The organism is Photorhabdus luminescens subsp. luminescens, assembly GCF_001083805.1.
Classification (GTDB): domain Bacteria; phylum Pseudomonadota; class Gammaproteobacteria; order Enterobacterales; family Enterobacteriaceae; genus Photorhabdus; species Photorhabdus luminescens.
Genome location: NZ_JXSK01000001.1, coordinates 638,509 through 663,304 on the forward strand (window position 1 = coordinate 638,509; position 24,796 = coordinate 663,304).

The following is a 24,796-nucleotide window of genomic DNA, read 5'->3' on the forward strand; positions in this document are numbered from 1 at the left end:
CCCGATGAAAATGAAAAAGATAGTGATCTTCTGGTTTATTTTTACATTGGTCAATTTCGCACTGGCACTGTTAAGCCTACAGGTACGGGATGTGTGGAGTCTGTCATCACTGGTGTGGTTTCCGGCAGGCTTGTTACAAGGCATATTTTGCGCCAGGGCGCCACGGTACTGGCCTGTCTGGTTAATAACGGGCGCCTTGATTTCTCTGACTGCCAGTCAGTGGTATGGAAGACCGGTAAACGTATCGCTGATCTTTTCCTGCATCAATGTGATGATGCTGGTGGTAACCGCGCTGATCTGGCAGTTTTTTTACGGTGTTATGCGTGCCCCAAAGCGGGCAAGGGACATCATTAGCCTGACCATACTCTGTTCGTTAAGTGGCATCATTGAGCGATTTATCGCAAAGTGGATACTTCATCTCTTTGGCTATCCTACCGACATATCGGTTTCATTACCGATTGTCGTAGGCTCAGTGTTGAGTTATCTGCCATTTACGCTGTTTGTTATCTCCTGTATCACCTATGAGAAAAGTAGGGTTGAGAACTGGAAAGTCTACGGTTTATGGCTGGTGGCTCTATTTGCCATGACAGCATTGTTCATTAGTCCGCCCCCGGAAGCCGGGAAAATACACTGGCAAGGGATCGCACTGCTGTTTTCCTTTAGTTTGCCGATGTTGCTGGCACTTAGCGGTAATCTGCTGATATTAAGCAGCTTTTTATCCCTGTGTACGGTGGGGATCGTAAGTGCCACCATTTTTGGTCTTGGGCCATTCTCATCCCCGTTAACCAATCTCCAACAAAATGTGCAGATAGCGGCTTGGTACAGTACAGCGTTGACCTTGCCCGCGTTATTATGCTGTAGCTGTTTATCTAACATAATCAATGCATTACATCGCCGCAAAGCGCATCTTCTGTTAATGAGAGCCATGCTGGATGAAGAACAGGTGAATTGCTTTCGGTTAAGCGCCAAAGGACATCTGTACTGGCATCATAATGGTTCTGCTTGGATGCGGTACGGAAAAGCGCCTGCCTCCTGGTCGCAATTGATGGCTTGGGTACATCAGGAAGATCGGCATAAAATCGAACAACTTAAAAATTCAGTCTCGCAAATACCGCAGACACTAAAAGTTCGGATTGCCGATGGCAAAGGCGAATTTAACCTGATCATTATCGCTTTAATCGTCCATGTGGGAGAAGATGCCGGTTTTATTGAAGGAACGATACGTGAAATAGCACATAAAAAAAGTAAAGTAGAAAATAATCTGGAGAAATAACTTATGCCCAGACGAGTCATTATTGCTGACGATCATCCGGTATTTTTATTAGGACTACGCACGATACTGTCAACATTGCCGGAAAATTACCAGATTGTGGGGGAAGCTCATGATGTCGCCACGCTTTTCTCTCTACTGGAAGAAAAAGAAACGGATATGCTGATTACAGATTTCATTATGCCGGGTAATAACCAGAGCGACGGTCTGAGGATGATTAGCCGAATACGGGAACAATATCCAAACTTGCCTATTGTGGTCATTACCATGATCAGTGACCGAAAAATCATTGCTTCATTGATTGACTACAGAGTGAAAGCAATTCTGAACAAAAACAGCTTATCCCATGAGCTGGTCAAAGGGTTGTACAGCACAACCGGGCGTTATGAACCGTATTTAAGTGAACAATTTCTCGAATCGCCGTGCGAGGAAGTGGTAAAAACACTCACCAGCAAAGAGTTGGAAGTAATTAAATTGTTGGGCCAAGGGTTGAGTGTGAATGATATTGCTGCGCGTTTATACCGTACCAAACAGACGATCAGCGCACAAAAAATCAGCGCAATGAAAAAGCTCGGGTTAGATAATGAAGCCGAACTTTATAATTATTTGCATCAGATTGGACTGGGGCTATAAGCCATGAAGCACTGGCGTAAAGAATGGCGATGGCTTGTCCTATTGGTATTGCTGTTACCGCTATCTGGCTGGAGTCTCAACCTGTTTGAATACCGCAATGCGCAAAAGCTGCCTGCAAATGGACTACCGGTGGAGTTTTATTCAAACATCACGCAAGAATCGCAGGAATTTTTGCCTTTTCCCATCAAAGAACAAACTGTTCTTCCCTTACGATTTCCGACATTAAAAGTCGGCATTCTCTGTTGTATCGGCGCGCCATTGGTGATCCATCGTTGGGACGGCAAGTTAGAAGGGATTTATGCGGATTATCTGCGCTTAATTGAAACCGTACTAAAAAGGCCAGTGGAGGTACGGCTATTTGGCAACTGGGAATCCGGTTATAAAGCGTTGCAACGTGGAGATATCCAACTGTTATCGAATTCCGCCTCATCACAATCAGGAAATGGAGCAAATGACACTTACCCGATTCTGGTGCAACCACTTGCCCTGATTATGCGCAAAGAACAAGTGAATATGCCATTTGCCAAAATGAATATTATGGCGGCGCCAGGCAGTGATCCAGATGTCATTAAGCAATTACGTAAACATTACCGCACTATTTCAGTGGCGAAAAATCAGCAGGAAGGGATACAGGCCGTTGTGGATGGTGAAACGGATGCCTATCTGGATGGACAAAGCCAGATTGCCTATTTACTGGCTTTTCGTCCGTTTACCGGATTGACTTACCGCCGGGATATTTCATTCGGGGAACGATATGATTTTCTTGGTCATAGCGGCGATGGCATGGTTGAAGCAGTAAATCTGATTCTGACATCCATTCCCCATGCCATCAGAAATAAAGTTTATGAACGTTGGATTTCTGGACTGGCGTTGGGTAACAATAATGACGCCGCAATCTTTTCAGCTCAGGAAAAAGCCTGGATTAAAAAAAATCCTGTCGTTAATGTGGCACTGAATCGCAATGCGCCACCTTATTCCTTTCTGGATAAAAACGATCAAATCACCGGACTGGATGTGGACATTTTACGTTTACTGGGAGAAAAAAGCGGCATCACCTTTAATTTTATCCCAACAGATGGCGCAGTAGGCATTAAAAAGCTGCTAGAAAATGGCGAAGCACAAATGTCTTCCATGCTCAACACGCCCGAACGTAGCCGTTGGCTCTCTTTCAGTCATCCCTATGGTACCGTGGAATGGGTGATGATCACGCGCAATGAGCGCAATGCGCCTTATGAGTTTGAACAACTTAAACACCATCGGGTGGCGATTCAGCGCGGCAACGCACTTTTATCACTATTAAAACCGTATCCAGATATTTTTATCATCGAAGTTGACAGCGTGACGCAAGGTATTGATATGGTGCTGGCCGGAGCGGCAGATGCCACTTTCGATAGCCTGATCAGTGCTGATTACCTACAAGCAAGCCGCTACGGCGCCAATATTTCTGTTCAATTCTTTAAAGGCTCGTTGCAACCGGAACAATACGCCGTCATACCGGCTTATCCTCAATTGGTGGACATCTTAAATAAAAGCATTGATGCACTGCCGCCAAATGAACTGCGAGTATTACGGTTGAAGTGGTTATCTATGGCGAATGTCACACCTTATAACGACAATAAAATCTCTCCTTGGGTGAAACTGTGGGGAGGAGCGTTACTTGTGATTGCGTTAAGTTCAATTTTTTGGGGCAGTTACCTCGCACATCAAATCAGAAGACGTAAGACTGCGGAAAGCAACTTACAGGATTTACTGGCTTATTGGGAAACGCTGTTTAATAACATGCCTACGCCGATGTTTGTCTGCGATCCCACCATGTGCATCACGGCGGCTAACCTCTATTTCCGACATGAAATGAGCACTATCGGATCTGAAGTGATTGGCCGTAGTCTTTTTTCCCTATGCTTTTTAAAGCCGACCGATGAGCAAGAGATCAGCCTAATTTTTCTACGCTGTTTGGAAGGCGCTCCTGTACATTTTTCCGATCGCAACATTGTTATTCAGGGGCAGGATAAAGATGTCTATTTATGGCTTGAAAGTTATCGCAATACCGAAGGCGTTGTTCAGGGAATCATTGGCGGCTGGTTTGATGTGACCGAACGTAAATTGCTGGCGCAAGAACTACGCCAGGAACGTGATAAGGCGGAACTCGCCAGCTTGGAGAAATCAGATTTTCTGGCCCACATGAGCCATGAGATCCGCACCCCGCTGCAAGCCATTATCGGTATTCTTGATCTGGAGGTAAAACAGCAAACTCAGCCATCCACGCCATTACATATCGCCTGGCAGGCAGCAATATCTTTGCAAGGAATCATCGGTGATGTGCTGGATTTCTCCAAGATAGAATCTGGGCGGATGGTGCTGAATCTCAAACCGGAATCATTGCAGGCGATTCTGGAAAAGTGTGTGGCGACTTTTAGCCATCGAGCAAAGGAAAAAGAATTACTTTTCACCTATCAATTTGATTTACCGTCTGAATATTATCATCTACTGGACGCGACACGCGTAACCCAAGTCATCAATAACTTGTTGGGTAATGCCATTAAATTTACCGAACAGGGTAGTGTACAGATCAGCGCCAGTTATCAGCCTATTCCAGAGAGTCAGCAAGATGAAATTACGCTGGTGGTTGCTGATACTGGTTGTGGCATCCCGGAAACCATGTATGAAGCGGTTTTGCTGCCCTATGTACAGGTAACGCAAAATAATGGCGGTAAAACCGGGACGGGGTTGGGATTACCTATTTCTGTACAGTTAGTTGAATTAATGGGCGGTAGTTTGAAAATCACTGGCGCACCTAGTGGCGGCGCACAGGTTACCGTGGTGCTACCGCTTACGCGCACTATTATTGAAAAGCAGGCGATAAGTGAAAAAACCGAAAGCATTGAGACGCAAATTCATGAATCATTGAATATCTTAGTGGTTGATGATCTACCTGCCAATTTACAGGTATTGTCATTACAATTAGCGCCATCGGGCCATCGTATTGAGCTAGCTGAGAGCGGCGAACAGGCCATGAATCTGGTGGAAGAGGGCTATTTCGATATCGTGCTGACAGATTGCCAGATGCCGGTAATGAACGGTTACGAACTGGCTCAGTTACTGAGAAAACATGAGCAATTACGGCAACTACCGCCATTTATTATTCTGGGATGTACCGCGAATGCGTTTTCTACCGAACAGACTCGTTGTTTGGAAGCCGGAATGAATGGGGTATTAACCAAACCATTGGTGCAAAGCAAATTGCTGGCAGAAATTACCCGTTATTACCGGCAAGTCAATGACAAAACAACGTTAAAATTCGATGAAATTCAAGCGCTGGCTCAACAAGATGTAGCGGTAGAGCGCCAGTTACTCAGCGCAATACAGCAAGGGATGTCCGAAGACATTGCAGAATTGCAACAGCAGGAAAACCAACAATGCCATGAAAAAGTTGTGCATCACGCTCACCGTATGAAAGGCGCTTTTGCGCTGATGCAATATCAGCAAGGAATACGTGTCTGCCTGCGAATTGAAAAAAGTGAACATTGTGATGTGAAAACAATAGCCGTCTTATTAACTCGTGCGGAATATTTCCAACAGCAAATTAAGCAGAAATTGAGGGAATTGCATAGTTAGAAATCAAATGAAACGACACAGAAAAACCTTAGCTTGAAAATATAAATGCAATTTTTGTCATCGTAAAAATTGGAAAATACACCATTTTGACGTACATTGTTCTCACATTACACCTAAGGAAGGTATTTTCTATGAATACAGCTACAGTTAGTAACTTTATCCTGACCAGTACATTGGTTCGCTTCAATAAAAAGCTGGCAGATGCCTTCGAAGAACATAATCAACACATGATCAATAAATGACCGATAATTATTTAAATCTATTATTAGGACAAAATCATTGAGGATTTTTTATGCGTGCTTTATATTTTTTCCCTATTTTCTTATTTTTATCTTCTTGTTCAATAAATCTCCCACCTTATGAACGGGAAGCCCGACATTATGTTTATCGCTCTAATGATGATTTTGACCCTAATTTTGAAACACATGTAAATAATTCTATTAAGCTTATGACGCCATTCTTTGAACAATTTTATCGAGAAGGAGTTAAGGATAGAATGAATAACATCAGTTCACATGAATTTGAGCAAAAAATTAATTATTTTAAGAGTGATAATTTAATTCAAGAAATCGGCATGTCCGAAATATTCATTTCACCAAAAGTACACACAAAAGAAATCAACAATAGTCAGATTTCAAATAAGAAGAAAAAAGCATTAATTAACGGAATCATCAATTCTTACGAGGCAGGTTACTATGGCAAGTAAGAAAATTAACTCATGTAGGACTTCACAATCGAAGTCCTTTAGTTGCTATTTAAAGATATGGGTAAGCAAAATTTCTAGTATTGCGATAAACAACATACTGCATCTCAGAACACCCTATGCTATTCTTTCATGTGAAATCATAACGTCCCCAAAATGACACATTAAAACTATTATTAGCTATAATGGATAATTATTAGAACATTATCAACTGAGTTGCTAATTCACTTAATAGACATAGATTTATATACAATTTATATTATATCTTTCCATCCGTATTTAGGCTAAAACAAGACTGTCATTTAAACCTTCGTTTAACTGACACATCAAAAGTGAGAAAAAAGGTTTATGGCGCAAAAAATTGATGTCCGGGGTATAAAAGTCTCTGTTTTTTCCGACAAACAAGATGACTATATATCGCTATCTGACATCGCTAAGTACAAAGATGGCGACCGCAGTGATTACATTCTGCAAAACTGGATGAGAAACCGCAGTACCATTGAGTTTATCGGTTTGTGGGAACAGCTACATAATCCCGATTTTAATTCCATCGAATTCGATGGAATTAAGCAAGAGGATATGAAGACGGACGTTCTTTTAAACTCACAAAATCTCAGATTCGCCTAGCACACGCTTCCATGAAAAGTAGAAATTGTAGCGGAATCAATACATCTAATCCAAAGGACATACCCGAATAATATGACCATCGGGATCTTCAACGAGGAAAGTACGACCAAAGATTTCAGTGTGGGGTTCCTTCACAATCTTGATATCGGGTTTCTTCTGCCATTCTTCAAATAAGCGATCTACATCCTCACCAGATGGCAACATAATACCGATCTCAGAGAACCGAGGAATAGAGGCATCTGGCGTTGTTCCGCCTGACCAAATAGCGAATAGTGCTTCACCGCCGGCGGCAAATGCTACATAACGAGGACTCGAAAATACTGGTTCAGAATTCAAAAGTGTCTTGTAAAAGGCTGTCGAACGTTCAATATCAGATACGTAAACAAGTTGAAGGTTAGGTTTAGGGGATAATGTCATCATGTCATCATGTCATCATGTCATCATGTCATCATGTCATCATGTCATCATGTCATCATGTCATCATGTCATTCTCATCTAAGTTAGATTCAATAAGAGAGTAAAAGCAAATCGTTATATAAATCAATAGGTAAAATTTGTTACCGGATTACGCTTATCATTATAATATGATGTTAACCACCTGTATATACATACATATGTAAAGTGATATGAAAATTCTGGACGATAAAGATGTGCCTAAGATCGGATCTTGTGGAGATAATTTGTATTAGATGGAATTGTTATCATGAAATATGAAAGTTACCTCTTATGTTTTGGTATTTAAGGATTCGACATCCATATCAAAACCGGTGACTCTCAACCTTTTACTAAAAAGATCTTCCATTCGTACATTTTCCTACTTCATATTTTGGCCCAAACACACCAAAGCTTTTTATCGTGCCAACAGGTACAAATGGTGTCGTTATCATGACCGTTCCTCATTATTGAAATTCATTGATAGTGTAGTATTTTGAGAATATTGTTTCAAGAACGACTTTCGGGAATGCTAACCCCTTGATATTGTGTACTGTAAATTGGCCGTATAGTGCTTTCTCATAATTAAGTACTATTTTCGCTAATTTATCTGTTACCAATACGAGACCTGTTAGCCAACAATTAATTTAACCATAAATATAGCGATTAATAAGATTTTCGAGTAATTCCTGTTGTCCACTTCGATGCTTAGGTTCTTGAACCAATGTTTCTGCATAGTGTGCTACTTCATCAAGTGTCATTTTTCCTTCAAGAATATTTCTACCTAATTCACTATTCCAACCAGAATAACGTTGAGCGACATATTCATCTAATTTTCCGTCTACTAATATTTTCACCGCACTTTTTAATGATAAAGCCATAGTATCAATGGCGCCGATATGTCCATAAAATAGATCATCAATATCAATACTTTGACGGCGAACTTTCGCGTCGAAATTTAAACCACCCGTCGTAAAACCACCGGCTTTTAAGATTTCGTACATTACCAGCGAATTTTCCTCGACACTATTTGGAAATTGATCGGTATCCCAACCCAATTGAGCATCCCCACGATTCGCATCAATAGAACCAAATATCCCCAATGCAATCGCCGTGGCAACTTCATGTTGAAATGAGTGTCCAGCTAATGTGGCATGGTTAGCTTCAATATTCACCTTAATTTCATTTTCTAAACCAAACTGCTTTAGGAAACCATAAACGGTAGCCACATCATAATCATATTGGTGTTTGGTCGGTTCCTGAGGTTTAGGTTCAACTAATAATGTTCCCTGAAAACCAATTTTGTATTTATAATCCACAACCATTTGCATAAAACGGCCGATTTGTTCTCTTTCCTGACGTAAATCTGTATTGAGCAAACTTTCATAGCCTTCACGTCCGCCCCACAGTACATAGTTTTCACCACCCAGTTTTTTAGTCATTTGCATCACCTGACATACCTGTGTTGATGCATAAACGAAAATATTAAGATCTGGATTAGTTGCCGCACCGGCAGCATAACGCGGATGTGTAAAACAGTTTGCCGTTCCCCATAACAATTTAACGCCAGTCTCTGCTTGTTTATCTGCAAGAATATCGGACATGACGTCCAAATTATAAATATATTCTTTTAAACAACAACCTTCAGGGGCAACATCAATATCATGGAAACAATAAAAAGGAATATTGAGCTTGTAGAAAAATTCAAAAGCGACATCAGCTTTAAGCTTAGCCAGTTCTAAAGCGTCACTTCCTGTTTGCCAAAAACGCTCAAATGCCCCAGAGCCAAACATATCCGTACCATTCCAACAGAAACTGTGCCAATAGCAGACGGCAAAACGCAGATGATCTTTCATTTTTTTGCCTAAAATAATCTCTTCTGGGTTGTAATGACGGAAAGCCAATGGGTTATTACTTTGCCGACCTTCGTAACTAATTCTATTTATTCCCTCAAAATATTGCTGCATATCTGCCTCTATCTAATAGGTATATGTGTATATAAAATTTTGTTCATCAATGTCGCTATTTTCAATTGCGTTATTTTATTTCTTCATTAAGATTATTGTTAATTGTGTGATTTATCTCATAATTTATCATTAATTTAACCCTGAAAATAGAAAAATAATTATAATTAAGATTGTATATACCTAATAGATTTCGAGTTGCAGCGCGGCGGCAAGTGAATGAATCCCCAGGAACATAGATAACTATGTGACTGGGGTGAGTGAAAGCAGCCAACAAAGCAGCAGCTTGAAAGATGAAGGGTATAAATCAATAAGGAAATAAATGATGAATAGACGATACCATATAACACTATTATTTAACGCTAATAAAGCCTATGATCGTCAGGTGATAGAAGGAATAGGTGAATATTTACAGGCATTTAAATGTAATTGGGATATCTTCATTGAAGAAGATTTCACCGCGAAATTAAATAGTCTAGAAACCTTGCAGAGTGACGGAATTATTGCTGATTTTGATGATATAGAAATTCAACGTTTTTTTAGCCAGTTAGATATTCCTGTTATTGGTGTCGGCGGCTCTTATCACCTGGAAAGTCATTATCCTGCGGCTCATTATATTGCAACAAATAACTTCGCTTTAATAGAAAGTGCATTTAATCATTTAAAAGATAAAGGTATTAAACGTTTCGCATTTTATGGCCTACCACAGACAAGTGGTAAACGATGGGCAATAGAGCGTGAATATGCTTTCCGACAATTAGTTGAAAAAGAAAAATATCAGGGTGTCGTTTATCAAGGAATGGAGACAACACCAGAAAATTGGTTTTATGCACAAGATAGATTAAAAGACTGGCTCCAAACTTTATCCCCAAATACCGGAATTATTGCGGTAACGGATGCCAGAGCTCGACATATTTTGGCCGCGTGTGAACACCTCAATATTCCTATTCCTGATAAAATCTGTGTTATCGGTATAGATAATGAAGAAATAGCTCGTTTTCTTTCACGTACCGCGCTCTCTTCCGTCGTGCAAGGTACACAACAAATGGGCTACCAAGCAGCAAAATTGCTTCATAAACTCCTTAAAGGCCACGCTCCTAAGAAATACCACCGCCAATTAATTCCACCTTTAAAGGTTATTGCAAGGCAATCGACAGATTTTCGGGCATTAAGCGATCCCGCGGTTATTCAAGCAATGCATTATATTCGTCATCACGCTTGTAAAGGGATAAGGGTTGAACAAGTTATTGATGCTGTTGGTATGTCACGCTCTAATCTTGAAAACCGTTTTAAAAATGAATTTGGACAAACAATGCATACCATCATTCATAATGAAAAGTTAGATAAAGTAAAAAACCTTTTAATACATAGCTCTATTTCAATCAGTGAAATTGTTACCGTTTGCGGCTATTCTTCTTTACATTATTTTTACTCCATGTTCAAACGAAACTATAATATGACTCCTAAAGAGTATCGAGATAAATATAAAATCACCAAAGAGAATTAAATATTTCAAATCAATAAGCCATCCCAAACCAACAGGATAGCTTTTAATTTAATTAGATATCTTCGCCATTCGTTGCTATGACTTTTTTATACCAATAAAAACTCTTTTTCTTATAACGGGAAAAATCGCCATTTCCATTATCATCAACATTGACATAAATGAATCCATATCGTTTACGATATTCGCCAGTTGAAAAAGAGACGCAATCGATACATCCCCATGAGGTATAACCAAGGATATCAACACCATCGAACAAAATAGATTTTTTAATTTCAGATAAGTGTGATGCTAAATATTCAATACGATAATCATCATTGATAACACCATCTTGGAGTAATTTATCAACGGAACCCAACCCATTCTCAACGATAAAAATAGGTTTCTGATAACGTTCAGATAATTCAGATAAACTGTATCGAATGCCTATAGGATCAATTTGCCATTCCCATTCAGAAGATTTTAAATAGGGATTGAGCTTTCCTTTCTCAAAGAAGGAGAGGGATTGGCTATTTTTTTCTAACATTTCCGTGGATGAAGAGACAATATTACTCATATAATAGCTTATCGCTAAATAATCAGCGCAACCTTCCCGCAACCAATTTAAATCGCCATCTTCAATATGAAGTTCTATATTTTTTCTTTCCCATTCCTTAATAAGATAAGATGGATAATATCCACGAAGTTGAACATCACTAAACAGATATTTCTGACGCATAGCTTGTTGTGCATATAAAACATCTTCTGGCTTACAGCTCTCTGGATATAATGGCGACATATGGATCATGCAGCCAATTTTAAAATTAGGATTTATTTCATGGCCTAATTTGACAACTTTTGCACTAGCAACAAATTGATGATGAATGGTTTGATACATGACCTGTTCTGGATTATCGTGATCCTGGAAAATCACGCCTGAATTACAATAACCAAATAGTGGATATTGCCAGTTTATTTGGTTATTAATTTCATTAAATGTAATCCAGTATTTGACTTTATCTTTATATCTTTCCATAACCGTTAGGCTAAAATTCATAAAAAAGTCTATTACTTTTCGGTTATACCAACCACCATATTTCTTAGCCAAGTGATAAGGCATTTCAAAGTGAGATAAAGTAATAATGGGTTCAATATTATATTTCAACAATTCATCAATAAGATCATCGTAAAATTTTAAGCCTGCCTCGTTAGGTTGTAATTCATCACCATGAGGAAAAATTCTTGACCAAGCAATTGATGTCCTAAAGCATTTGAATCCCATTTCTGCAAATAATGCAATGTCATCTTTATATTGGGAATAAAATTTCACACCTTGATGATTAGGGTAGATTTTATTTTCCTCAATACCATTAGTGATGACACGATCAACACCGTGCTCTCCTTTTGTCATAACATCAGCAATACTCATTCCTTTGCCATCCTGATCCCAATGACCTTCAACTTGGTTAGCAGCAACCGCGCCGCCCCATAAAAAACCAGTAGGAAATTTATTCTTCATAAGTAACTCCTGATTATTATCTTCATCAAAAATCTACTTTCTTAGTTAAAGATAATAGAATTAATCGAGTTAGATTCCAAATAAACAGACCAAATCTCATTATTATAACTAATATTTATTTTTTGCTTTTCTTTATAAGAGTTATTTATATTCACCACAAGGGAACCCGTTTTATTCTCGAAAGCAACGGCATTTCCTGACATATTACCTTCTAATTCAATATGTTGTGCGTCAGGTAAAATTAAACCCGAAAAATGGCGCATGACATAATACTCTGGATTATATATTACTTTATTTATTCCTTTTGGAATACTTATCATGCTATTCTGTTTCCAACCCCAACTACTTTCTCCCTCCGAATGCAGCGCCATATTCCAGTAAAAATAACCATTAGCGCCATTGGTTAAATAATGCCTGAAAAGGGTAAATACATAATGAGCATATTCCCAACTATTATGACCATCACCACATTCATTTTCAGTTTGATAATATTTTAATTCTGGATAGCTTTGTACCGTTCTTTGAATAGCATTTTTCCCTTGCCATTGATAACCAACGCCTTTTATATATTTATAGGCCCCCACATCACGTAATACACAGTTTGCATAATCATCATAATCCTGTCCAATTTCTTTAGAGAATTCAGGGGCATTAATAGTACCTAGCCAAATCTCAGCTTTTACATTATTTTGTTCGAATTTAGGTCCGAGATATTTTTTTATAAAATATCTTAATTGCTCACCGCTCCACACACAAGAAGGGAATTTTTGATCCGCAGCAACTTCATTCTGGATATGAATTTGATTAATTAAAATACCTTCTTTCTGATACTCTTCGATAAATTTTGCAAAATATAAAGCATAGGCATCCTGACTTTGAGCATCACTCTTTAATCTGCCAAAATTATAGACCTGATGAGTCTTAAGCCATACCGGAGGGCTCCACGGTGAAGCAGATATTTTTAAATTTGGTTGTCTTTTTAAAGCTTCCTTTATATAAGGAATTAATAAATTTTTGTCTCTTTGAATTGAAAAATGATCCATATTATAATCATCTTCAATATCGTTTAAACTATACCAAGAAACAGCATAATCGCTGGCGCCTATTGGCATTCTAGCTAATGTTAATTTACATTCTCCATCCGGCGAAAATAGTTTATCTAAAACGGTTTTTCTATTCTCTTTATCCAGATCTAATAAAGCTTTCATCCCAAGTTCATTAAAACAACCGCCAAAGCCATCTAGTTTTCTACCTCGTTTATTGGTGATAATTAAATTAGCTTTTTCATCTGTTTTTTTAATCGATAATCCTTCTTTCCATTGTTCTTTATTATTTGTATAGATAAGTTTGATCATGGTTTATTGTTTCCCATAAAAGTATTAATTCATTGCAACCAATTAAACATAATTATTTTAATATTAGTATTATGTTATTTCATAAAGGATTTAATTTAATTGTTTTCTTTGAGTTTCATCACATATATTTTACCGAAATTATTCTTTTATTATAAACCACCGTGTTAAACGGTATATTCCCTGATACACCTCTAAACTGCTTTCTGCCACTAAAAATAAGGAAATTTCATGTCTCTCGTACCATTTAAACAGGTTGATGTATTCACTCACCGGCCTTTTAAAGGAAATCCCGTCGCCGTTGTTATGGATGCTCAAGCACTTTCACCGATACAGATGCAAGGCATTGCCAACTGGACCAATCTTTCTGAAACCACTTTTATTCTGCCGGCAGAAAATCCATTGGCAGATTATCGTGTACGGATTTTCACACCCAGTAGTGAACTTCCTTTTGCCGGTCATCCCACGATTGGTACCGCACATGCTCTTCTTGAAGCCGGATTAATTCAGGCGAGAGAAGGGCGTATTGTGCAAGAATGTGGGGCAGGACTGATTACACTAAATGTTACCGAAATAGAATCTGGTCAACAATCAATCACCTTCGAACTGCCAGAACCCACCATCACATTGCTTAATACTGAACAGACCGATCGCCTCGAAAATATTCTGGGCTGCCGGTTAGATCGCGCGTTAACACCCGCGCTTATTGACGTAGGAGCTAGCTGGATTGTCGCTCATACTGCGGGAGCAGAAGCCGTGCTGGCAACAGAACCTGATTATGCCAAGTTGTATGAACACGACACGCAAATGAACATCACCGGAGTTTGCCTGTATGGTAACTACCGTGAAGGAGCAGAAGCTGATATTGAAGTACGCTCTTTCGCCCCATCATGCGGCGTCAACGAAGATCCTGTTTGCGGTAGTGGAAACGGCAGTGTTGCCGCATTTATGCGCCACCACAAAGTAACAATGATTGACGATAAAGTCGTTCATTCATCACAGGGCAAAAAACTTGGCCGTCAAGGAAGCGTATGGCTCAGTCATTCTGATGGTAAGATTTTTGTCGGCGGCAGTGCTGTAACCTGTATCAATGGCGCCATCACGATCTAAAGAAAGCTATAAACCCTAATATGCATAATACTGCTTGAGGTTTTAGGTAAAATTTCTAATTAGATAACTCAAAAATAGCGCTTGCTTTGTCGGAAAACAAATGTTTTCCGACAATATCATATTATGAATCTATATCCTTCTAGTGGCTTAATTGTCATAGATAAGCCCTGCAATCAATAATTACTTTGAACCCACAAAATAATTCTATCCGAACCTCAAGCCAAGATTAAATGATAATGAATCCACGTTATTTGATAATGAAAATGCTCTTTTTTGATGGATATACTGACGATTACCATAGAACAGATTTATGAATTAATGGTGATATCGAAATCAACACTCTATAAATATATCGATGCAGCAAAACTCTGAAAGCTCTGCTTATATGTTATGGGCGATTCAAGATTATAAGTAACGGATTGAATTAATCACTACTGAATTAATTCCTATTGAAATTCTCAATGAAACATAGGAACAAATCCACCACCATTTAAAACTATCTAGTTATTAACTAAACTTAAGGAGTATATATGAATAATAAATTTCTTTCTTTATTGCCAGTCACACTATTTTTTTTCTCCTCGTTTTCCATAGGAGCAATTCAAGAAACGAGAATGATTAACTTTGAAAATAAAATTTCATTACCAAAAAGTACAGAAGAGCAACTATATAAACTTGGGAACGAGCTGTATAGCGCATCTGTTGACAAGTTGTATTCTGCAAAATATTGGGGCAAGTATGGTACTTTTTCAAAGGTTGGCATAGAGGTTCAGGGAAGTTTAGCTTATGGAATGGCTCTGGCTGGTCCATCGGATCTTGACATTGCATTTGTTTATAAATACAACAATGGCGACTCTATGGACAAACTTAGTCCGGTTAAACTAAAGGATGATGCTGTCAATGTATTCAAAGAAGTTTTTGGTAATAAGTATAATTATACTATCAAGATTCCAGTAGTAAATTTAAGTAACAGTACAGAAGATATCGATATTGCATTTTTCAATGTTCTGAACAAATCAGTACCTTTATGCTCTATCGATAAAAGGTGTTCTGAATTGAACTATGGAAAAGATGCCGACACATCAGAATGGTATCGTTCAGAACGTCTGAGTTTGTACTCCGAACTTGATAATATTTTCAGTAAAAGTACACCCAAAAGAGAGATAATTAATCGCTCAGGAAAAATATTAAAAGTATGGCGGGAGAAAATTTTTTCCGATCAAGAGGTGAAAATACCCTCAATTGCCTTAGTTACTATGATTTACGATTTCAGTAAGGATAAGGGCGCTACATATAATTATAATAAATCCACAGATACTCTTCGTGATGTCACCAGCTATAGTATTATTAAGTATTTTAAGAATGATAAATGTGAAGGTGCTCCAAATGCAAAGATTGACTTGCCTGTATATCAGAAAGATCAAAACCTCTTAAGTAAATTAAATTTATCACAACGTATTAATACCTGCCTGAAATTAGTTGAATTTAATAAAGCACTTATAAGGGCAACATCAGCTCAGGTAAGCGAAGCTGAGTCGGTTAAAATTCTTGAGCCTTTTATTGGTCGGTTCTGAGCTTTAAAGAAGGCACCCAAAGATATTTATGCAGGTGTGAGATTAGTATAGCAAATAAAACCTCATCTCCAGCTTTGTTGAATAAATCAGTCCAGGGAAACAATTCTTCCTGGACTACATACGCTAGTATGTCCGGTTAATTTCAATGCAAAATTTGCTGGTTCGTACGGTGGTACGCCGTTGGAAGTGGTTAAACAATATATTCAGCATCAGCGTGGCTGATTATTCTTCGGGCTTTTCAAGCCCGTCCCAATTTCCCTCCCGCCTTATGTCGGCGGGAGTACCCTTTGGAGGAAAAGATGGAATTGAACAGAATCGGCGATATTGCGGCTTTTGTGGCCGCGGTACGGGCCGGAAGTTATACACAAGCGGCGGGTTCTTTGGGGCTTACTCGCTCCGCCATTGGTAAAAGCATTGTGCGCCTGGAGACCCGCTTAGGCGTAAGATTACTGAACCGAACCACTCGGCGGCTTAGCCTGACAGATGAAGGGCGCATTATGTTCGAACGCTGTCGTCAGATTCTTGAAGACCTCGAAGAAGTGGATAACACGATGGCGATGCGCAGGGTAAACCCGACCGGGACGCTGAAATTAACCGCGCCGATCTCCTTAGGGAAACGCCATATTCTTTCCTTGCTGGAAACTTTCCTGAAACGCTGGCCTGAACTACAGGCGGATATTGCCTTTACTGATCGTTATGTTGACTTGATCGAGGAAGGGTTCGATATTGCCATCCGCATTGGTGAACCAAAAGATGATTCTCGTATTCTTACACGTACCATCGCTACTCAGCGGATGATTACCTGTGCATCACCGGATTATTTGGCCCGGCGAGGTGTACCTGAAACGCCGCAGGCGTTGCATGCACATGACACTATTTTCTTCCTGAGTGCGGATAAACGCCGTTCCTGGCGTTTTGAAACTGCGGAAGGAACCTACATTTTTGAAGGTCCAGGACGGCTAAATATCGATAGCGCGGAAGCTATGCTCGAATCGGCGCTGGCAGGGTTCGGTCTCATTCATCTACCTAGCTATGTTGTTGGCAAAGATCTTAGTAACGGTAAACTTGTTCCTGTGTTGGAAAATTACCATGTTGAGCCCGAACCTATCCGAATCATTTATCCAAGTAAAAAGCATCTTTCCCCTCGCATTCGGGGATTTATCGACCTCTTGGTAGAGAACTGGGAAAATGGCGTACCTTGGGAGTAGAAAGTGAAAGCGCTTTAATGGCGGTAATTATCACCGTCATTAAAGCGCACAGTACAATTATGCGCTTAATTGCTCTAAAGTAGGATAATCGGTGTATCCTTCAGGGCCATTAGCATAGAAGAATTCTGGACGTTGCTCGTTCAGGGGGGCGCCAATCCGCAGTCGCTCAACTAAGTCAGGATTAGCAATAAAGTTTCGCCCGAATGCCACTGCATCAATTAATCCTTTTGCAATCAGTTCCTCCGCTTTCTCGGCAGTATAAGCGCCTGCCGCAACAATCACACCAGGATAAGCCTCGCGGATAGTTTGACGAAATGCTTCACTGAAAGGTTCTCCTCCAGCCCAATCAGGTTCGGAAATGTGTAGATAAGCCAGATTACGTTTTGCCAACTCGCGGATCAGGTAAAGCGCGGCTTGCTCCTCATCTTCATAACGACTTAGACCATTATATGGCCCTAACGGATAGATACGGATGCCAATCCGATCAGAACTCCAACTTTCAGTGGCAGCATCCACCACTTCCAGAGCAAATCGCGCACGGTTCTCAATATTGCCGCCATATTCATCATCACGTTGATTGGCTGCGGGCGACAAGAACTGATGAATAAGATAACCATGCGCGGCATGGATTTCCATCATGTCGAAGTCAGCTTCTTGCGCATTGATGGCTGCCTGACGGTAATCGCTGACAATCTGATGAATTTCATCTTTCTTCAAAGCTCGCGGCTTGGACGTGTCGATTCGAATCACATTGCCTTGAGCGTCTCGCACCGAGGTCCGCGTGTTAGCAAATATCGCAGAAGGCGCCACTGGAGCTTGCTGTCCGGGTTGAAGAGATGAGTGAGATATTCGCCCCGTATGCCATAATTGCACATCGCTAAGGCCACCCGCTTGATGAATTCCTTCATTAATTTTTTTCCAGGCGCTTATCTGTTCAGACGTATGCAAACCGGGCGCGCCTGAATAACCTTTCGCCTGAAATGAAACCTGTGTAGCCTCAGTGATGATCAATCCGGCGCCAGCACGTTGACGATAATATTCAGCCATCATTGATGTGGGAATATCGCCGGGTTCAATACTTCGCAAGCGGGTAAGAGGCGCCATAAAAATACGATTAGGCGTAGTAATAGCACCTATTTTTAATGGATTAAACAGATGGGGAAATTTCATAAATCCTCCTTTATATGAGATCGCGAAATACTCAGACAAGAAAACGTATTTGTATTATTTTGTTGATGAGGGAAGGGTAATTGGTAAGAAAATCATGTTCAACAGTTTTAACTTGATGCATAAATCCAGTGAATTTATAATTCATTGTTTTAATTGATTTTAATTTCAATTAGGGAGAGTATGTACCTTAATATGGGAGCGATATTCCCCAAGTTGCTAATAATCAAACTTCAGAAGGAAAGGGGAATTAAGAGTAGATATATTGAGATGAAATCAAAGACTGTTTAGTTAAAATTTATAGCAATTAATGCTATTTCCATATTATGAAGAATCTAATTTGCTAATATTTTCGAAATGACATTAATCAAATCCCCGGAAGAGAAAGCAGTCATAGTTCATATTGAAAGGAACAACTACCAGCGCCCGTACCCTGATGATTCCAGAACATCATTGAGGCCAATTTTTATCAAATTGGCCTGATAGATACTTTTCAACAAAAGCGGGGCTTTTTGTAAAATACTTCAACAAATGGCGTCATCGCAGTCATATGCATCGCACCATGTATCATTCCCTCAATAGTTTCAATCTGTACAGACACACCGGCATCCCTTAATTGCTGTGCATAAGATTCTCCTTCACTTCTTAGCGGGTCATATTCGCAAAGCAAAATAGTTGCATCTGGCAATCCTTCAAAATGCGTTAAATTAGCAGGCGAGATAAGTGGATTTGTTCTGTCGTTGTGCTCACTGATGTATGCCTGCCAAAAGAATGTCATCATCTGCTTTGTCAATACATAGCCTTCACCATATTTATCGTATGAATCCGTTTCCATTGATGCATCTAACGCTGGATAGAATAGCAATTGATGGCAAATAGCAGGTCCTTTTTGGTTTCGCGACATCAAACAAGCCGCAACGGCAAGATTACCCCCTGCGCTATCACCGCCGACCGCGATTTGTTGCGTATTGATGCCAAATTTTTCCGCATTATCCGTGATATAGCATAGAGCTGCATAGAAATCCGTTAGTGGTACCGGAAAAGGGTTTTCGGGGGCAAGCCGATAATCTACCGAGAAGATAACGCAACCCGTTGATTCCGCCAGCTTGCGGCAAGGACGATCCCAGGCATCAAGACTGCCTACGCACCACCCACCGCCATGAGCATAAACCAGCGCAGGTTTATCACTCATCTTTTCTTTTCCATAAGGTACATACACGCGAACAGGAATGGGGAAACCATCCTCTGCGGGGACAGTAAAGCTGCTATTATATGTCGCATCGTTCCATTCGCCCTGTTGTTGGATAAGAGTATCCTCAATAGAGATTCGAAGTTGTTCCAAGGGGGAATTTGCTGTTATTTCAATTTCAGGCATGGAAGCAAGCCATTTTTCAACATTTTTATCAAGCGGCATAATGATGATTCCTCTGTAAAAAGGTGATTACCAGATGGCAAAATTTCTCGTGTCGCGTACTGAGCGCCAATAATAGCTAAAACCAGCATAGATAATTGTGTACGAGCTGGGCAAATCACCGAAAAAATACGCTGATAGTAATTGAGAATAAAAAAACACCGGAGAAGAAGACCTTTTAAGTGGTCTTTTTTGTTTCTCTTCTGAACAAAGAAAGCTACTATAAGACTTACTAACAAGTCTTTTGGAGTATTTCTATGGCTAATATAATTCTGTCTGAGATTAGCGCAAGCGTTAGTGAGCTTAAAAAGAACCCTATGGCGACCGTTAATGCTGGGGCTGGATACCCTGTTGCGATCCTAAATCGTAACCAACCTGTGTTTTATTGTATTCCTGCGGAACTCTACGAACAGATACTTGATACTTTGGACGATCAAGAGCTTATTCGACTAGTAAATGAGCGTAGAGGACAGGCATTGGTTGATGTAGATCTGGATAATTATCTATGACCTATAGCGTGAAATTCAGGGAAGATGCTCTCAAGGAGTGGGAGAGGCTTGATAAATCAGTCCAACAACAATTTGCTAAGAAGCTGAAAAAGTGTTGTGTTGAACCTCATATTCCATCAGCTAAACTTCGAGGCATGCCGAATTATTACAAAATAAAATTACGCGCTTCTGGTTTTCGCTTGGTTTATGAAGTCATGGATAATGTGTTGATCATCGCCGTGGTAGCAGTTGGTAAGCGCGAGCGGAATGAAGCGTATGAGCTGGCAAGTAAGAGACTAAGATAGATAAGGGAATAATATTGCCAAGAAATTAAAAAGGGAGTTAATTTTAATATTACTGAAAATTAAATTTCGACACCTATCATCAAAGCAGAAGAGGGGATAAATGAAGAAGTTATCTATGTCCCGGATACAGCAAAAACAACGCAAGTAAGTAACATTAGTATGAATTAGTTCAATATATGAAGTCACGTATAGAAAATTCAAAAACCTTCTATACGTGAAATTGTTCATTTAGTTTTCTATTACAATGAAATTTACGAGAAAAATATAAAAATGATCAGTCATTACGTTGTTAATCCTTTAGTTAATTAAGAAGGAGCCAGTAATACGTACTGGCATCAACCCTGCGCAACAACCGTGAAGCAAACATTTTGTGAAGTTATATGAGGTTATCTTATGAAGAGCGAGTTTAAAGAAGGATACTGTACCCTCTGTAGATCGAGATGTGGCACTGTCAACGAAGTTCGTAACGATACATTGATAAAAATCAAGCAGAACCCAAATCACCCCACCGGCAATGCCATGTGTATGAAGGGGAAAGCTGCACCAGAATTAGCTCATAGTCCTAACCGGATTCTTTATCCTCTCCGTAGGACAAATCCCAAAGGTGATGCAGATCCAGGTTGGGAAAAAATCACCTGGGATGAAGCTTTGAAATATGTTGCTGAGAAACTGGCTTTCTATAAGGCTGAGTCTGGTTCAGAATCGATTGCTTTCTCAATCACCTCACCGAGTGGAACACCTCTTAGTGATAGTTTTGAATGGATAGAACGCTTCACGCGACATTTCGGCAGCCCTAACGTCTGCTGTAGTACAGAAGTGTGTAACTGGCATAAAGACGAGGCACATAAGTTTACTTTTGGATGCAGTATTCCTGTGGCTGATTACAGAAATGCCGAGTTGATCATTTTATGGGGACACAATCCAACAAATACCTGGCTTGCGCAAGCTGAAGCTATTGGAACAGGCAGAAATGCCGGCGCCAAACTTATCGTTGTCGATCCTAAACATACGGCTCTTGCTAGAGAAGCGGATAATTGGCTCAACATCAATCCTGGGACGGATGCCGCGTTAGCCCTTGGGCTAATAAATATCATCATAAACCGAAGAGGATATGATCAGACATTTGTAGCACGGTGGACGAACGCCTCATTGTTGGTCCGAAATGATAATGGTCTTTTCTTGCGAGAAAAAGATATAAACATTTCAGCTCAGAAAAACAGATATGTTGTCTGGAATAATATAACTCAGTCTCCGCTAACGTATGATATTCACGAAAATGTGTCATGTGATGAAAATGATAATTATGCTTTATTCGGCGAATTTTCGGTTAACTCTGCGAAAGATGTGAATAAAAAAATACAATGTAAATCTGCATTCCAACTACTTATAGATGAGTGTCAACAATACACCCCTGAATATGTAGAGAAAATCACAGGCATAACCAAAGAAAAACTCCTATATGCAGCAGATTTAATCATGTCTTCCAAGCGAATTGCTTATCATTCTTGGACTGGTGTGGCTCAGCATACCAATGCAACCCAGACTGAACGAGCAATTGCCGTGTTGTACGCATTAACGGGATGCTTTGACACTCAGGGAAGCAACAGGGTGTACAATAAACATCCCGTTAATCCAGTGAATGACCGCAAACTTATGCCAAAAGAACAGCAAGAAAAAGCACTTGGCTTTAAGGAAAGACCGTTGGGGCCACCGCTAGATGGCTGGGTAACATCACAGGATTTGTATCAAGCAATCTTGCGCAAACGACCTTACCCTATTAGAGCTATGATGGCATTTGGTACGAATATGTTGTCATCTCATGCTGACACAAAGATTGGGATAGATGCGCTAAAACAGCTTGAGTTTCATGTTCATTGTGATCTCTTTGAAACGCCTACCGCACATTATGCTGACATCTTACTACCCGTGAATACGCCTTGGGAGAGAGAAGGGCTACGTGTAGGATTTGAGATTTCAGGTGAGGCAGAAGAGCTAGTTCAGTTAAGACAAAGAATGATTTCGCCTCGGGGAGAAAGCCGGTCAGATAATGAAATTGTCTTCGACTTGGCCTGTCGCTTAGGCATGAATGATATATTCTTTAATGGCAGCGTTGAAGCGGGATGGAATTATATTCTTGAGCCCATTGGCTTGACCGTAGAGGCGTTAAGAGAAAAGCCGGAAGGAATTTCAATTCCATTAATTCAGAGTGATAGGAAATACGCGGGAATCGATCCAGTTAAGAACACAGTTAAAGGTTTTGATACCGAAACAGGAATGGTTGAAATCTATTCTGAGAAATTGTGGCGGCATGGTTATCCACCACTCCCGATATATGATGAACCAAAAGAGAATTTAAATTCTGAGTCACATTTCCCTTATCGACTGACCTCGGTAAAAAATGGCTTCTATTGTCATAGCCAACAGAGAAGTTTAGCCAGCCTGCGTAAAAAATCACCTTATCCTAAACTTGATATAAACAGTAAATTGGCTGAAAAGAAAGGTATTAAAAATGAAGATTGGGTAGAAGTCATCACCCGCAATGGCAAAGCACTCTTTAAAGCCTCGTTAGATGATAATATTGCTTACGATACGATAATTGCTGAGTTTGGTTGGTGGCAAGCGTGCCCCGATTATGGGAAAGAGGATTTTCCCGTCATAGGAAAAAACAACAGTAACTATAATGCGCTCATTTCTGACGACTCTTGCGATCCTATTAGCGGCGCTTCTCCGCTCCGTTCATTCCGCTGTGATATTAAACTCGCAGAAGATGTCAACCCGGAAAGAAGGCCGTGGCAAGGCCGTAAGGCATTTCGGGTTGTAGGTACAAAACTCGAAGCCAAGGGTGTCAAAACCGTTGTTTTTGAGTCAAAAGATGGAGGAATGTTGCCTGATTATGAACCTGGTCAGCATATTACGGTACAAGTTTCCATACCTGGGCAGGATACCCCTGTCATTAGGGCCTATTCTTTAACAGGAACGGCAACACAGGAAGATAGAAAGACTTACAGTATCTCCGTACGGCATCAAAAAAGCATAACTTCTAACGGAGAAATTTTTGAAGGCGTCATGTCTTCATATATTAATAGGGCACTGGTAGCAGGAGCCGAAGTGGATCTGACGCCTCCGGGAGGAAACTTTATTATTCCGCTTAATGCTAAGCAACCTGTTGTTATGTTGGCAGGAGGAATTGGTATTACTCCATTCATAAGTTATCTTGAATCTCTTCCAGCTAACGGTGAAAATCCTGAACTCTTATTGCTGTATGCTAATCAAAACAGCAATACACATGCTTTTTCCAAAAGGCTAAAAGAACTTGAGTCAAAAATTAAGCAGTTGAAAATAATCAACTATTACAGCAATCCGCTGCCCGTGGATATTGAGGGTATTAATTACCAGCATCACGGATATATTACCGCCGATGCCGTTCCTGAATCGCTAATTAAACAGCAAGCTCGTTTTTATATGTGTGGCCCGGCTCCTATGATGAAAACTTTCGAAGAAGGTTTACTCACTCGGGGAGTTCCGCCTTTTGATATCTATAAAGAGGTGTTCCGATCGTTAACTCCGGTAAAAATTAAAGGCGGAAAAAGTTTCACAGTTAAATTTGAAAAATCTGGCGTTTTTCTTAAATGGTCTCCTGACAAAGGGACACTCCTTAATTTTAGCGAAAAAAGTGGTATTAAGATGGCAAGTGGATGCCGGGTTGGACAATGTGAAAGTTGTGCTGTGAAATTAAAAAGCGGCGAAGTGCAACATTTAAATGATGTAGAACCTTCAGAGCAAGGGATGTGCCTGACTTGTCAATGTATACCTCTCTCTGATATTTCCATTGATGCCTAAAAGAATACTAAGGTAACTTGCAGAGACGTTCAGGGAGAAATGTATGTTGATGACATTTCTCCCTCGCTCATTGTCGAGGTCACTGATGCCGTCAT

19 protein-coding genes and 1 pseudogene are annotated in these 24,796 nt (G+C 40.0%); 13 read left to right on the forward strand and 7 right to left on the reverse strand.

Translation table 11 applies throughout. The features are described 5' to 3' along the window. The first annotated feature begins 4 nt into the window (after positions 1–4). The 5 genes from TI10_RS02455 (at position 5) to TI10_RS02475 (ending at position 6,848) form a co-directional block, all read left to right on the forward strand. On the forward strand, positions 5–1,273 hold the full coding sequence (locus TI10_RS02455; RefSeq protein ID WP_049581582.1) for a hypothetical protein: 1,269 nt from the start codon (positions 5–7) through the stop codon (positions 1,271–1,273). Positions 1,274–1,276: 3 nt separating this feature from the next. Further along, on the forward strand, positions 1,277–1,903 hold the full coding sequence (locus TI10_RS02460) for a response regulator transcription factor (RefSeq protein WP_049581583.1): 627 nt from the start codon (positions 1,277–1,279) through the stop codon (positions 1,901–1,903). Between the two features lie 3 nt (positions 1,904–1,906). Beyond that, on the forward strand, positions 1,907–5,518 hold the full coding sequence (locus tag TI10_RS02465) for a transporter substrate-binding domain-containing protein (RefSeq protein ID WP_049581584.1): 3,612 nt from the start codon (positions 1,907–1,909) through the stop codon (positions 5,516–5,518). A 292-nt stretch (positions 5,519–5,810) separates the two neighbouring features. Further along, entirely contained in the window at positions 5,811–6,224 is a 414-nt protein-coding gene (locus TI10_RS02470) for an Exc2 family lipoprotein (RefSeq protein ID WP_049581585.1), read from the forward strand. A 345-nt stretch (positions 6,225–6,569) separates the two neighbouring features. Next, positions 6,570–6,848: a KilA-N domain-containing protein gene (locus tag TI10_RS02475; RefSeq protein WP_049581586.1), complete on the forward strand. Its 279-nt coding sequence runs from the start codon at positions 6,570–6,572 to the stop codon at positions 6,846–6,848. A 45-nt stretch (positions 6,849–6,893) separates the two neighbouring features. On the opposite strand, the gene TI10_RS02480 is transcribed toward TI10_RS02475, so the two are convergent. From TI10_RS02480 to xylA, 3 genes are all read right to left on the reverse strand, one after another. Continuing rightward, entirely contained in the window at positions 6,894–7,268 is a 375-nt protein-coding gene (locus TI10_RS02480) for a VOC family protein (RefSeq protein WP_049581587.1), read from the reverse strand. 365 nt (positions 7,269–7,633) lie between these two features. Continuing rightward, positions 7,634–7,735 carry a DUF5397 family protein gene (locus TI10_RS26565; protein WP_162202213.1) on the reverse strand — a complete coding sequence of 34 codons (102 nt, stop codon included), beginning with the start codon at positions 7,733–7,735 and terminating at the stop codon, positions 7,634–7,636. A gap of 192 nt (positions 7,736–7,927) precedes the next feature. Beyond that, on the reverse strand, positions 7,928–9,247 hold the full coding sequence (gene xylA, locus TI10_RS02485) for a xylose isomerase (RefSeq protein WP_049581588.1): 1,320 nt from the start codon (positions 9,245–9,247) through the stop codon (positions 7,928–7,930). 319 nt (positions 9,248–9,566) lie between these two features. Between xylA and TI10_RS02490 the strand changes: the two genes are divergently transcribed. Next, entirely contained in the window at positions 9,567–10,751 is a 1,185-nt protein-coding gene (locus TI10_RS02490; RefSeq protein ID WP_049581589.1) for a XylR family transcriptional regulator, read from the forward strand. A 52-nt stretch (positions 10,752–10,803) separates the two neighbouring features. Here TI10_RS02490 and TI10_RS02495 read toward each other — a convergent pair whose 3' ends face one another. Beyond that, the gene (locus tag TI10_RS02495; protein ID WP_049581590.1) at positions 10,804–12,246 is read right to left on the reverse strand and encodes a 6-phospho-beta-glucosidase; all 1,443 of its coding nucleotides are present in this window, start codon (positions 12,244–12,246) and stop codon (positions 10,804–10,806) included. Between the two features lie 41 nt (positions 12,247–12,287). Further along, the gene (locus TI10_RS02500) at positions 12,288–13,601 is read right to left on the reverse strand and encodes a glycoside hydrolase family 30 protein (RefSeq protein WP_049581591.1); all 1,314 of its coding nucleotides are present in this window, start codon (positions 13,599–13,601) and stop codon (positions 12,288–12,290) included. 228 nt (positions 13,602–13,829) lie between these two features. Between TI10_RS02500 and TI10_RS02505 the strand changes: the two genes are divergently transcribed. From TI10_RS02505 to TI10_RS02515, 4 genes and pseudogenes are all read left to right on the forward strand, one after another. Then, a complete protein-coding gene (locus TI10_RS02505; RefSeq protein WP_049581592.1) occupies positions 13,830–14,708 on the forward strand; it encodes a PhzF family phenazine biosynthesis protein in 879 nt (292 codons plus the stop codon). A 530-nt stretch (positions 14,709–15,238) separates the two neighbouring features. Beyond that, positions 15,239–16,282, forward strand: a complete 1,044-nt coding sequence (locus TI10_RS02510; RefSeq protein ID WP_244161494.1) for a nucleotidyltransferase family protein — start codon at positions 15,239–15,241, stop codon at positions 16,280–16,282. 153 nt (positions 16,283–16,435) lie between these two features. After that, a pseudogene (locus TI10_RS24785) lies at positions 16,436–16,504 on the forward strand (IS200/IS605 family transposase); the annotation flags it as partial. 77 nt (positions 16,505–16,581) lie between these two features. Further along, positions 16,582–17,490, forward strand: a complete 909-nt coding sequence (locus TI10_RS02515; RefSeq protein ID WP_049581593.1) for a LysR family transcriptional regulator — start codon at positions 16,582–16,584, stop codon at positions 17,488–17,490. A gap of 57 nt (positions 17,491–17,547) precedes the next feature. Here TI10_RS02515 and nemA read toward each other — a convergent pair whose 3' ends face one another. After that, positions 17,548–18,660, reverse strand: coding sequence for an alkene reductase (gene nemA, locus TI10_RS02520; protein WP_049581594.1), 1,113 nt, complete (start codon positions 18,658–18,660; stop codon positions 17,548–17,550). 490 nt (positions 18,661–19,150) lie between these two features. Further along, positions 19,151–20,071: an alpha/beta hydrolase gene (locus tag TI10_RS02525; protein WP_049581595.1), complete on the reverse strand. Its 921-nt coding sequence runs from the start codon at positions 20,069–20,071 to the stop codon at positions 19,151–19,153. Between the two features lie 254 nt (positions 20,072–20,325). On the opposite strand from TI10_RS02525, the gene TI10_RS02530 reads away from it, so the two are divergent. From TI10_RS02530 to TI10_RS02540, 3 genes are all read left to right on the forward strand, one after another. Next, the gene (locus TI10_RS02530) at positions 20,326–20,577 is read left to right on the forward strand and encodes a type II toxin-antitoxin system Phd/YefM family antitoxin (protein WP_049581596.1); all 252 of its coding nucleotides are present in this window, start codon (positions 20,326–20,328) and stop codon (positions 20,575–20,577) included. Beyond that, positions 20,574–20,861, forward strand: a complete 288-nt coding sequence (locus tag TI10_RS02535; protein WP_049581597.1) for a type II toxin-antitoxin system RelE family toxin — start codon at positions 20,574–20,576, stop codon at positions 20,859–20,861. The genes TI10_RS02530 and TI10_RS02535 overlap by 4 nt, the downstream gene beginning before the upstream one ends. 474 nt (positions 20,862–21,335) lie before the next feature. Then, positions 21,336–24,701, forward strand: coding sequence for a molybdopterin-dependent oxidoreductase (locus TI10_RS02540; protein WP_244161495.1), 3,366 nt, complete (start codon positions 21,336–21,338; stop codon positions 24,699–24,701). Positions 24,702–24,796: the final 95 nt, after the last annotated feature.